The sequence below is a fragment of the Herbaspirillum sp. CF444 genome, from assembly GCF_000282135.1.
GTDB lineage: Bacteria > Pseudomonadota > Gammaproteobacteria > Burkholderiales > Burkholderiaceae_D > Herbaspirillum.
Genome location: NZ_AKJW01000083.1, coordinates 143,115 through 155,208, shown reverse-complemented (window position 1 = coordinate 155,208; position 12,094 = coordinate 143,115). Strand labels below are relative to the sequence as shown.

11 protein-coding genes are annotated in these 12,094 nt (G+C 56.9%); all 11 read right to left on the bottom strand.

The genetic code is table 11. The annotated features are described in order from the left end of the window. Nucleotides 1-242: 242 nt before the first annotated feature. The 11 genes from PMI16_RS19750 to epsG all read right to left on the bottom strand — a co-directional run bounded on the left by PMI16_RS19750 (nt 243) and on the right by epsG (nt 12,082). Nucleotides 243-1,673 carry a phosphomannomutase/phosphoglucomutase gene (locus PMI16_RS19750; protein ID WP_007882807.1) on the bottom strand — a complete coding sequence of 477 codons (1,431 nt, stop codon included), beginning with the start codon at nt 1,671-1,673 and terminating at the stop codon, nt 243-245. A 14-nt stretch (nt 1,674-1,687) separates the two neighbouring features. Continuing rightward, nucleotides 1,688-3,148, bottom strand: a complete 1,461-nt coding sequence (locus PMI16_RS19745; RefSeq protein WP_007882806.1) for a mannose-1-phosphate guanylyltransferase/mannose-6-phosphate isomerase — start codon at nt 3,146-3,148, stop codon at nt 1,688-1,690. Further along, a complete protein-coding gene (locus PMI16_RS19740; protein WP_007882805.1) occupies nt 3,145-3,351 on the bottom strand; it encodes a hypothetical protein in 207 nt (68 codons plus the stop codon). The genes PMI16_RS19745 and PMI16_RS19740 overlap by 4 nt, the downstream gene beginning before the upstream one ends. A gap of 42 nt (nt 3,352-3,393) precedes the next feature. Beyond that, nucleotides 3,394-4,152 (bottom strand): WecB/TagA/CpsF family glycosyltransferase, encoded by a 759-nt coding sequence (locus PMI16_RS19735; RefSeq protein WP_007882804.1) that lies wholly within the window; start codon nt 4,150-4,152, stop codon nt 3,394-3,396. A 71-nt stretch (nt 4,153-4,223) separates the two neighbouring features. Further along, nucleotides 4,224-5,711, bottom strand: coding sequence for a lipopolysaccharide biosynthesis protein (locus PMI16_RS19730; RefSeq protein WP_007882803.1), 1,488 nt, complete (start codon nt 5,709-5,711; stop codon nt 4,224-4,226). Then, complete coding sequence (locus PMI16_RS19725) at nt 5,708-6,718, bottom strand: glycosyltransferase family 2 protein (protein ID WP_237719905.1); 1,011 nt, start codon at nt 6,716-6,718, stop codon at nt 5,708-5,710. Before PMI16_RS19725 ends, PMI16_RS19730 begins: the two co-directional genes overlap by 4 nt. Then, entirely contained in the window at nt 6,619-7,683 is a 1,065-nt protein-coding gene (locus tag PMI16_RS19720) for a glycoside hydrolase family 5 protein (protein WP_237719904.1), read from the bottom strand. Before PMI16_RS19720 ends, PMI16_RS19725 begins: the two co-directional genes overlap by 100 nt. 29 nt (nt 7,684-7,712) lie before the next feature. Continuing rightward, entirely contained in the window at nt 7,713-8,822 is a 1,110-nt protein-coding gene (locus PMI16_RS19715) for an acyltransferase family protein (protein ID WP_034381391.1), read from the bottom strand. Between the two features lie 11 nt (nt 8,823-8,833). Then, on the bottom strand, nt 8,834-9,955 hold the full coding sequence (locus tag PMI16_RS19710) for a glycosyltransferase family 4 protein (RefSeq protein ID WP_007882796.1): 1,122 nt from the start codon (nt 9,953-9,955) through the stop codon (nt 8,834-8,836). Beyond that, on the bottom strand, nt 9,945-11,201 hold the full coding sequence (locus tag PMI16_RS19705) for a hypothetical protein (RefSeq protein ID WP_034381333.1): 1,257 nt from the start codon (nt 11,199-11,201) through the stop codon (nt 9,945-9,947). Before PMI16_RS19705 ends, PMI16_RS19710 begins: the two co-directional genes overlap by 11 nt. Then, nucleotides 11,201-12,082, bottom strand: coding sequence for a chain length determinant protein tyrosine kinase EpsG (gene epsG / locus PMI16_RS19700; protein ID WP_007882792.1), 882 nt, complete (start codon nt 12,080-12,082; stop codon nt 11,201-11,203). Before epsG ends, PMI16_RS19705 begins: the two co-directional genes overlap by 1 nt. Nucleotides 12,083-12,094 lie beyond the last annotated feature (12 nt).

Here is a 12,094-nt window from a genome sequence, read left to right as displayed (position 1 = left end):
CGCCGATAACTGAGTAGATTCAAATGCGGCACCACTTTCCAGATAGGTTGGGGTGCTGGAATCCTCTCAGTTATCGGCGCGCCATGCGTGCGGATACCAGAGCCGGTTCACCTTTCGCCTGCGCTACTTTCCAGATAGGACTGGGCGCAGGGAGTCAGCTCTGTTATCCGCATGTCAGTCATCAAGAGGATGAACGTCCTTCAGCTCGTTCTGCTCGTTCTGCTTTTAGGCAAGGCTGTTCATTACTCCAGCGACATCTCCACCGGGAGCACTGCCATATCATTTGAAAAAGGCAGCACTGCATCCGGCTTGGCGGCCAGGATTACTCGTCCGAACTCTTCCTGGATATGCGCCAGCGTCTGCGCCGACTCCGCTTCAAACCGCATCACTACCACCGGCGTGGTATTGGAAGCGCGTGCCAGACCAAAGCCGCCGGGATACTCAACACGCAAACCGTCAATTTTGATGATTTGATCCGCTCCCGGGAAATGTGCATCGCGTTGCAGCCTGGCGATCAAGGCGAAATTCTCTCCATCGTTCAACTGCAGTTGTAATTCCGGCGTGCTGACCGACTGCGGCAAGGCATTGAGCAATGCCGACGGATCGTCTTCGCGGCTGAGTAGCTCCAACAGACGAGCGCCTGCATAGAGGCCGTCATCGAAACCGTACCAGCGATCTTTAAAGAAGATATGTCCGCTCATTTCACCACCCAGCGGTGCGCCGGTTTCGCGCATCTTGGCCTTGACCAGCGAATGGCCGGTCTTCCACATCAGGGGGTGGCCGCCGTGATGGGCAATCCAGGGGGCCAGATGGCTGGTGCATTTAACGTCATAGATAATTTTTCCGCCAGGATGGCGTGTCAGTACGTCGGCAGCAAACAGCATCAGTTGGCGATCCGGGTAAATGATCTGGCCATCTTTGGTGACCACGCCCAGGCGATCGCCATCGCCGTCGAAAGCCAGCCCCAGTTCTGCATTGGAATGCTGCAAAGTCCGGATCACGTCTTTCAGGTTTTCCGGATGGGCCGGATCGGGATGATGATTGGGAAACCTGCCATCCACTTCGCAGAACAGTTCCCGTACGTCGCAACCAAGTGCGCGATATAACTCGCCGGCAAAGGCACCGGCAACGCCGTTGCCGCAATCCACCACAATCTTCATCGGCCGCGTCAGCTTGGCGTCGCCGATGATGCGTTGCAGGTAAGCGTGCTTGATGTCGTGCCGGCGGTAGCTGCCGGACGGCGACGTCAGTGCATCTTGCACACGGCCGCTGCTGATCGCCTGGTACAGCTGTTGAATGGCATCGCCGTAAATCGCCTCGCCGGCAAGCACCATCTTGAAGCCATTGTAGTCCGGCGGATTATGGCTCCCAGTGACCATGATGCCGGATTGCGCACCGAGTACGTGGGTCGCAAAATAGACCATCGGCGTCACCACCACGCCCAGATCAATCACATCAACGCCGGCATCCTGCAAGCCGGCCATCAAGGCGGCGCTCAGTTCGGGGCCGGATAGGCGCCCGTCGCGGCCGACCACCACTTGCGACTCGCCTTGGTCGCGCACTGCCTGGCCAAACGCCTGGCCTATCTGCCTGGCGACGTCAGCATCCAGCGTGACGCCGACTACACCGCGAATGTCATAGGCTTTGAAGATCGATTGTTGAATAGGAAGCATGATGTCACCATAGGTTATTTGCGTTGATAAATGTCGTCGAGACGCACGATGTCGTCTTCGCCGAGATAACTCCCGGACTGCACTTCAATCAGGTGTAACGGTAATTTCCCGGGGTTTTCCAGCCTGTGCGTGACGCCGACGGGAATATAGGTCGACTCGTTTTCGGTGAGGAATTTCTCCTCGTCACCGCACACGATGCGTGCTGTCCCGCTCACCACCACCCAATGTTCGGCACGATGATGATGCATCTGCAGAGACAGCTTGCCGCCGGGGCTGACGGTAATTCGCTTGACCTGAAAGCGGTCCCCCATGTCGATCGCCTCGTAGCTGCCCCAGGGACGATAGACGCGGCGATGGGTCAGGTGTTCGGTGCGCTGCTGCTTGCCGAGCTCGCCAACGATTTTCTTGACGTGTTGCACTTGATCCTTGTGTGCCACCAGCACCGCATCCCTGGTTTCCACCACCACCACATCCTGCAGTCCCAGCACCGCCACCAGACGGCTTTCCGCCCGTATCAGCGAATCCCGCACCGCGTCCGTATAGACGTCACCGCGCAGCACGTTACCGTTTTCATCGCCTGCCATGACGGACCACAGCGCCGACCAAGAGCCGACATCATTCCAACCGATGTCAGCGGGCACCACCGCTGCATTGCGGGTGTGTTCCATCACGGCGTAGTCGATCGATTCGCTGGGGCAGGCAGTGAAAGAAGCCTCGTCCAGACGGTGAAAATCGAGATCCCGATAGGCAGCGTTGAAAGCCAGTTGGCAGTGCTCTGCGATCAGTGGTCGAAACTCGCGCAACTCCTCCAGATAGCGTTTCGGCTGGAATAAGAACATGCCGCTGTTCCAGCTATAGGCGTTATCCTTGACGAAAGTTTCTGCCGTTGCACGATCAGGCTTTTCGACGAAGCGCTCGACGGCATAGCAGCCGGCCGCGCCGGGTAATTCTCCCTGGCCCCGGAGGATATAGCCGTAGCCGGTTTCCGCCGCAGAGGGCACAATGCCGAAGGTCGCCAATGCACCTTGACGGGCCGCCTGCGCGGCACATTCGATGGCGGCACGAAAGGCTTCCGGCCGGCTGATCACGTGATCGGCCGGCAGCACCAGCATCAAGCTGTCGTGGTTCGTTTCTTGCGGTTCCGTCGCTGTGGACTGCTTGCGCTCATGCTGCAACAGGTATTGCGCCGCCACGGCCACCGTCGGCGCGGTATTCCTGCCCTCCGGTTCCAGCAAGATCGCCAGCGGCGCGATGCCGATTGCGCGTAGTTGTTCCGCCACCAGAAAGCGATGTTCGTTGCCGCAAACCAGCAGCGGCGGCATCAGTTCCGCCCACTTGACCAGACGCAGCAAGGTCTCCTGCAGCATGGAATGCGACGAGCAAAGCGGCAGCAGCTGTTTGGGATAAGCCTCGCGCGACAGTGGCCACAGGCGCGTGCCGGCCCCTCCGGCAAGGATGACAGGGTATATTCTCATGGTTCGCTCAGCGCAAGATTGTCGACGCTTTGATTGACCATGATGGCCCTGACGCCATAGCTGGCCAGAGATCCAATCAGGCAGACCGTGGTGGGCTTGCCAAAAATCGGCGTCATCGGTTGCGGAAAATCGTAGGCCGGCGGGCGTACCCGCGTGCCTTTAACTGCGGCCGGAATAACTGCGGCCGGAATCATAGCTTTCATTGAAATCACCTCATGCGAGTCGGCAGAAAAAGCGAGCGTGCGTTAAGTCCGCGTCTGGGGCTGTGCATTTTCTGCGCTGTACCTATGGCACAACAGCAAAAATTTCATGATGTCAACGGTATAGCGTTGCGCCAAGCGCCGTGGTTCGAGAGACAGGCGAAATAGCCACTCAAGATGAATCCGCCGCACCAGTCGTGGCGCGCGCGGCTTTTCTCCGCTCCAGAAGTCGAACAGGGCGCCGACGCTGATCACCACATTGGCATTGAGCGCATCGCGGCATGCCAGAATCCATTCTTCTTGTATCGGATTCCCCAATGCCACCAGCACCACATCTGGCCGCGCGCGGTTGATCGAATCAATCAGGACGGCACGGTCCTGCGCCATGCCTGCATAGCCATCGCAGGTACCGACCACTTCTTGCTTCAACGTAGTGCGCACATGCACGGCGGCCTTGGCCAGCATCTCGGGCCTGCCGCCCAGCATGAACACACGCAACGGCGCCGCGGCATTGGCGAAAAAGCGCGGGACGAAATCTGTGCCGTTCAGATTTTCCTTGAACGCCTGGCGACGGAACAAATAAGCCGCGATATCCATGCCAACGCCGTCATTGACGATGACCACGGGCGTGCTTTTTATCTTTTCCAGCAGGGGATGGCATTGCACGATGAAATTGGTATTTGCAAAAAACAAGCAGGCCTTTTTGTTGAGGCACTTGGTTCGCAACAGATATCTGGACAATACGGACGAGGTGGTCTTGACTACCGGAAATCCAGCGATGTGAATAAATTTGTTTTCAGACATGGTGTACTCCTTCATTGGCAATATCAAGCATTGATTCAACAGGGAAAACTCATTGCTAAGACCTTGCTGCGCTAGCGTGTACCTGTGCGGAGCGGCCGCAAGACTGACTGCAGCAGGGCATGCCAGGAAGCGTTGCGGCTCCTGATACGCCATCCGGTCACAGCGACCGTCAGCGGATATAACAGGCAAGCCAGCACAATGCCGCCTGCCAACGTCAGGCTGGTGAAGTGTCGCGGTATCAGCGCCAGATAAGCTTCCAATCCCAACAACAACACCACGCCCGCCACCAGAGGTGGCGCCAGTGCGAACCACACCATGCGTGAATTCAGGCCAAGCGCGCGATGCAATAGCCACTGCGAAACCGGGAATATCACCAGATAGGCGCCGCAAAACGACAGACTCATGCCGATCAGGCCGAAGTGGCTGACGCTGGCGGCGGAGGTAATTGCCAGCAGCAATTGCGCGATGCTGAGCCATACCGGCAGCCGATTTTTTCCGAGGGAAAAAAACAGGTAGTCATTCAACTGAACAATCGAGGAGAGCATGTAAAGAAGCGCCAGGACACCGATGACCGGCGCTGCCGGCAACCATTTCGCACCGAATACGATCTGCACCAGCGGTGTGGCCAGCGCTCCCTGGAAACAGAACAAGGGCAGAATAAAAAACAGAGTGATGCCGATGATTTTCAGATAGCGATTCTGCAACTCGATACGATCTTCCAATGCATCGGAAAACATCGGCAGGGCGACTCTTTGCATCGAACTGGTAATGACCAGATAGACTGCTGAGGTCACGCGCTTGGCCAGGTTGTACAAGCCGGTCGCGTAAGGTCCGAGCAAAAAACTGACTAAGAGAGAATCGCCGTTTGCATTGGCAAAATTGAGCAAGCCGCTCATGCCGACCTGGCGGATATCGTCCCAGTATTTTTCATGCAGTGCGCGATCAAACACCAGTGTCGGCAACCATCGGCTTTGCGCCACCACCAGCACCAGAGCCAGGCCGGATGCCGTGACCTGCTGCACCACCAGCGACATCGCCCCCGCTCCACTGGCCGCCATTGCTATGCCAATGACGCCGCCTATCATCACCGAAACGATCGAGCGGATTGCCAGTTGCCGGAACATCATATTGCGCACCAGTCTGGCTTCATAAGCACGCACCAGACCGAAGAAGAAAATTGAGATGCTCATTCCCTGCAGTACGACTTTCAGATCCTGTGTGCGAAACAGGGAAGAGATCAGTCCCGCCGAAAAAAACATCGTCATGGCCAACAGCAAGCCGGCAATCGAGCAGCAGGTAAACACCCAGGAATACAGCCTGTCGTTCGGCGCCAGGGCGCGCACGATGGGCATAGCGATGGCGTCGAACACGACCAGCCGGGTAAACAAGATGAACAGATGCGCCACCGTCAACAAACCGAAGGCATCCGGTGCCAGAAAGCGCGCCAGCACGGCAAATGCCAGGAACGACAGCACTTGCTGCGCGAGGTTATCGACGATCGACCAGATCGAGCCGGATGCCAGGTTGCCGTTCATGTCTGTTGGAGCTTGTTTGCTCATTTTCGCCATCCTTGTACGCGCGCCAGCACGCTGACGTATTTGAAGTGTGCTTTGAGAAAATTGCCGCCCGCCATGGCCAGCAATGCACCACCGCAGGTGCGCAGGCAGGTGCCGGGGAAATACCAGAACGGATAGGCGTTGATGCGCATCACGCGGCCAATGCCTGCCTCATATTTTTTTTGCCGGTGGCAGGCGCTGTCGTCGAAGTTGGCGGTTTTCACTGGATGGTGCAGCGTTATTTCTTGCAGATATTTCAACTTGAAGTCGTGCTGCAGGCTGCGCAGAAGATAGTCGGTTCCCTCTGCCGCACCCCATTCGGTGCCGGCGCCGACACCCAGCGATTCATCGAACTGGCCGACTGTCTCCACGACCTTCCGGCGCAGAAAAATACTGAATTCGATCGCGCCGCGCCAGACGTTATAGCGGTCCAGCAGCATGCTGCGCCTCAGCCAGCGGCCTTCGGTACGGCCGCTGCCGTCGGTGAAGCGTCCGGTAATGCCATCGAGCTCCTGATGCTGGTGCAAGACGGCGGCCACCTGTGTCAGTAAGCCGTCCGGATACCAGCAATCGTCATCGGGAAAAGCAATCACGTCACCTTTCGCCAGCGGCAGACCGGTATTGCGAGCGCGCGAGACGCCGCGTGCAGCCGAGCGGAGATGCCGGATCTGCATTTTTTCGCCATACATGGCCATCAGTGGAAGCAGACGATCATCGTCATTCTGATCGACGACGATCAGCTCGAAATTTCGATAGTCCTGGGCGTGCAGCGACACTAAAAACCGTGCAACCTCGTCAGTGCGTCCCAGCGTGGCCAACACCAGTGAAAATTTCATCGTGTTCCCTTCGTGCGTGTTGTGCATCAGTGCTACATCGCTTGTTTCATCCAATACATGGATATGGACACGGCCTACAGGCCGGTTTTCAAAATGGCCATCTGCGGCTTGTCGCCATTGCTGTCCGGTTCCAGGTTGAACGGATAGTCGCCCAGCCATTTGCTGCTGGTCCAATAGGTCCAGCCGCCCCAGGCTGCGCGGTCCTGCATGCCTCCCACGATGGCGCTCAACGCCTGCAGGCAGGGTGGCGTGGCGGCGACACCGAACTCACCCAGGAACAAACGCTGTTTGGTCGCCTTGGCCCATGTGGTGATCGCGCTCATGGCCGCATTCAGGCGGCCAGGATCGATACAACTTTTTTGGGTGCCGGAGAAATCGGCATCCGCGTATTGATGCACTTCGATCAGGTAATTGTTGGCCGGGTCGTGAAACTGGCTGAAGGCATCCGCATTCGATACACCTTGCTCTTTCGCGAACCAGGAATGGGCGCCGCTCCAGTTGCCGCCGGCGACCAAGATCAGATGGCGCGATCCGTTTTTGCGCAAGATGCCAAGCGTTTCCTGTGCCACTCCTGCCCATGCTGCAATCGGCAGTTTGCTGGGCTCGTTCATCAAGCCGAAAGCGGTGTTTTCGGGGTCCTTGAAACGGGCCAGAAGCCGGCTCCACAAGTCGAAAAATGCCTTGCGCGGTACCGCCGACGAGTCGAGCGGCTTGCCGCGATATTCGCCAAAGTTATGCACATCAAGGATGATGCAGGCGCCTAGCGAACGGGCGGTAGCGACGGTTTGTTCCATTCGTTGCACTTCCGCTTCATCCAGTGGACCGAATAATTGCGGCTGTATCCTTTCCCACAGGAACGGCAAGCGGAATGCGTTCATGCCTGCGGATTGAAAGTGACGCATGTCGTCGGGATCGGGATAGCCGTAGTCTTTGAAGACCGTTCCAGGCAATTTGTCGGCGGCGAACTCCGGCCCGCTCAGGTTGACACCTGCCAGCCGCTTGCCGTCCAGGCAGGCAGCCACGGCCGCATGGCCGGACAGGAAGCAGGCAGCCAATAGCGCCAGACCGAGCATGCGTCGTACATGGCTGCCTATGGCGGGCCATTGCCAAGGGCATTTGTGTGCCGTGATTTGTGCCATGGCTGTTGCCGTGGCCGATAGGAGCTTTATCATCTGATCTCACTTTCGGTAGGCACAGCGGGGGTGTCGTCCGCCAGCGCAAAAAATGGCAGGACTTTGTGCTGCAGAGTCTTCCCCGTGGATTTGATGAGCCGTGCTCCGGGGCGCTCGACGAAGCGATAGTTGAGCCAGGAAAACAGCAGGACCAGCGCGATAAACGGCGCCAGTAACAAGAGTTGCAGGGGGGATTGCAAGGGTTCCGGATGCCACTGATGAAATAGATAAATCACGGGCATGTGCAGCAGATAAATGGAAAAACTGCATTCCCCGCACAAGAGGATGAATTTGTTTTCAAAAACGATCGCCCCGAGTGCGGATGGAAACGACAGGCAAAACACGATCAAGGCACCGAAAACGGCGCTCAGAACGCTGTCATAGAAGGTGTTGTTGCTGGAAAAAGCCAGCGGCAGCCAGCCGCAGAGAATCAATATGGGCGAGACGGCCAGCACGGCATGCAGCAAGCTCAGTGACGTGCGGTCTCGCTGCTGATCGGATCTGACGACCGAGCGGAGCATGCCGGCACCGGCGCCGAACAGAAAATAATGCAGTTTCGAGCCCAGGAAGGTGCCTGGAAAAGAAGCCCGATACGACAACAAAATCAGACTGCACAGCACCAGCAGCAGTAGCGGGAACAGCTCCCTCCGGCTCCGGTAGCGGCTGACGGCAGCCCAGAACAACACAAACAGGAAATAGAATTCAACCTCGGGCGTGATACTCCAGAATACCGATACGTTGCCCGAGAAGAGCAGATGGCGCAGGATGTTTTGTTCAGATATGTTGTAGACAAAATGCGGATCAAGCTGTGTATAGATGAAAAAGGACGCCAGCAAAATGATCAAATAAGCAGGCGCAATTCTGGAAAATCTGTGGATGCCATATTCAGTGACTGTCGTGATCGAGAATTGCTTGTCCAGATATAGATAGGCCATCAAAAAACCACTGAGCGAGAAGAAAATCATCACGCCGAGTTCTCCGGATAAATGGTTTTTCCATGGCAGTGCAAACCATTCCACGCTGTGGCCATACACCACCAGCAGTGCGGCCATGCCACGCAATCCCGTGATGGCGTCGATTCTGTCGTGATTTCTTGGCTGATCCATCGCTGCCACCATCAATTCAGCAAGTCTTGATAGACGTCGACATACTTGGTCGCGATACGCCGCCAGCTATAGCGTTCGACGAACGACTGCACTTGCGCGCGCCGGCGTGCGTAATCAGACCTTATTTCTTCGTGCAGCCTGGCTATTTGCGCAACCTTGGCCGCCACATTTTCTTGCGTCAGTACTAAACCGGCGGGGGCGTGTTCGAGCAGATGGCGAAACGGCGGAATATCGCTCAATATCGGAATCAGTCCGGCGCTCATTGCTTCAATCGGCGCGATGCCGAAACCTTCGTGCCGGGACAGGCAGATGAAATAGCTGGATTGGCGGATCAAGGCCGCTAATTCATGATCGGAAGGATTCGCAACAATCTGCACGGCCGCCGTCAAATGCTGTTGCACCACCAAGTCCCGCAATTGCTCCGCGCCGAGATCGTATTCGCGGCCGGCGATGATCAGTTTCCAGCCAGATTCGCGCGTGGCCAGTTGTTTGAACAGGTCCAGCATTTCCAGCAAGCCTTTGTTGGCCGACCAGCGGCCGAAATAGATCAGCGTCCGGGTCGATTCAACTGACGAATGATCCCGGTATTTCTCGACATCGACGCCGTTCTCGATCACACTCAGTTTCGGCGATTTGACAATGTCGCGGAAAATATCGCCGTCGTTGTCGCTGGTGGCGATGATCTTGTCGTAAGCCATGCAGGAAGCGCGCGTGATGGTATTGAAATAGAGCCGCTTGAGCCCGGATGCAAACTTGGTGTGAAAAAAACCGCCATGCGTGGATGCCACCAGCGGCCGTTTGTGCAGTTGTTTGGTAGCGGCCAGGTAGTCAAAGAAGAAATCGATGCCATGCACATGTATTACATCGGCGTCTTCCAGATGCCCCAGAACTTGCGGGCAAAAGGGGTATCGGCTGGTACCGTGATACGGCAGTCGCACGACGCCGACGCCGTTGATCAAGGCTTCCGGTTCGAGCAGTTCGGCAGAGTTCCTGAACAGGCGATTGAGCGTAACTATCCTGGGAAGCTGTCCGTGCTGCTCGCGCTGCAGGCGGGCAATATTCTGAACCACATTTTCCATGCCACCGATGGAGGGGGCATATTGGCGCACGATATGTGTGACTTTAATAGGCATGTCGATTTTCCTTTTCATCACTCTGACGGCTTGCCATGCAGCCGATCAGAAACCATAAAATTCCGGCAGTTTTTAATGCAAAAAGAGACGTTCCGCTGACGCATAGAATTAGTGAGATATAGACCGTGACGGATGCGCGCAGACGTGCGCCGCGCGGGTCCTGCATGTTGATCATCCAGAACGCGGCCCACAGAAACAGGCAGAGCAGCAAGCCCAGTCGGGTGAGCAGGGAGGGATAGCCCATGTCGCCGTAATTGGTGTTGAAGCCATCCAGGCCGAAGATCATGGGCAGGTCCAGGCTCTGCAAGGTCCGACCGCTGACATACAGGCGGCCGACGATATTGTCGCCATACTGGGTGCCAAAATAAGTTGCCAGAAAAATCAGCAGGGCAACGCAGACCGCCGGCAAGAGCATCATCCATGCGTGGTGTTTCCCCAGAGGCAGGCAACGCAGCAGCACCAGAAGCGCCACTGTAATCATGCCGTAGCGCGAGTCACTCAAGGCGATCATGACGGCGGCAGCCAGCACGAAAAAAGCCGTCTCCTTGATCTGTTCGCGGCTCTTGACCAGCCCCCAGGCAGCGACGATGACGGCAAAATTTCCCAACGATACCGGCTCCAGAAAAATGGACGAGATGCGATGGTTGCCGAGCAGGGATGGCAAGATGGTGCGGCCGATTCCTTCCGGCCGGATGCCGTTCAATCCCAGTACGCTATCCTTGGCCCAGTTGGAACCTGCCGCCAGACCGCCCTGGCTCACGTAGTAGGAAAAGATATTGAAGATGCGGGAAAACCAGTCCAGTAAAAACAATTCGAAAAAACCGAACACCAGCACCAGTGCAATCATCCACTTCAGCAGGCGGTCGGCGTATGGCACGCTGCCCAGTTGCCGCCCCAGGCCATAAAACAGGATGGGAATCATCACATCCCGGAATCCCTTGGGATCGAGCTGATTGCGCAAGATTGCCCACAGCAACAGATAGGCCGCCGTGAGACTGCCGATGACCAGCAGTTCGAGCTGGACGCGCCGCGCCAGTATGACGATGCAGGCGAGATAGATGACCGCTTCGGCCAGCGCGACATCGGTCATGGAGATGTTGTGCAGATTGGTGTGAATCGCGCACAGCAAGGCCTGATAAGTCAGCGCGCTCAGCAGTATCCAGAAAGCCGGTGTGGCCAGACGGAGCTGAGCCTGAGCCGGGCTGCCGGCCATCTGCCCCGGCTGCATGATCTGGCTCCCGTCCATCAGAAACTCACCATGACAGAACCGACGATTTCGGCGCCGCTGTGCCGCAACTGATCGCTGACGTTGGCAAGATCGCTGATCCGCGTATGGTCTTTGCGGATCACCAGCAATACGCCACCGGCACGCGCGGCGACAGCCAAGGCATCGCCCGCGCTGAGCAACGCGGGGGTGTCGTACAAGACGACGTCGAAGCGTTCGCACAGGGTTTGATTGATCGCATTGAAGCTGGCGCGGTTGAGCAATTCCTGCGGATTGGGGGCGGGCGATCCGGCTGGTAACAGCGACAGATCGACAAATGAATCAATCATCTCGATCATGTTCAGGTCGCTGCGCCCAGCCAAGACATCGGCTAATCCGCTCTGGGTCGGCAGATTGAAAATATGATGCTGACGCGGGGCACGCAAATTCGCATCGACCACCAGCGTCTGTACTCCCAGTTGCGCAAAGACCACGGCCAGGTTGGCTGTCAGCAAGCTGGTGCCGTCGCCAGAGTTGACACTGGCAATGGCGAGTTTCTTGCGGCTGGCGCTGAACCAGCGCGACATCAGCTGGCTGCGTATTGAACGCAATTCTTCGACCTCCACGCTGAACGGACGGTAAGCGGCGATCAGCGTCGATGGAAAATTGCCGCTGCCATCTTGCAGGTAGGGATAGTCGAACTGACGCGACAACACTTGCTGGATATCATCTTCACAGATCAAGCCGAGACGTTTTGCCGCCTCGCCGAAACGCAGGCCCTCGCGTTTTTGCATCAGACGCACCGTTTCGACCTGCTGCAGTGTGAGCTTGCCTTGCTCAACCAGCATGTGGCCGATGTGCGAGTCCTTGTATGATGACGCTGTGTTGGCGGTGCTCAGTATGGAATGCATAGGTTTGTTCATGTGGGCTCCCTG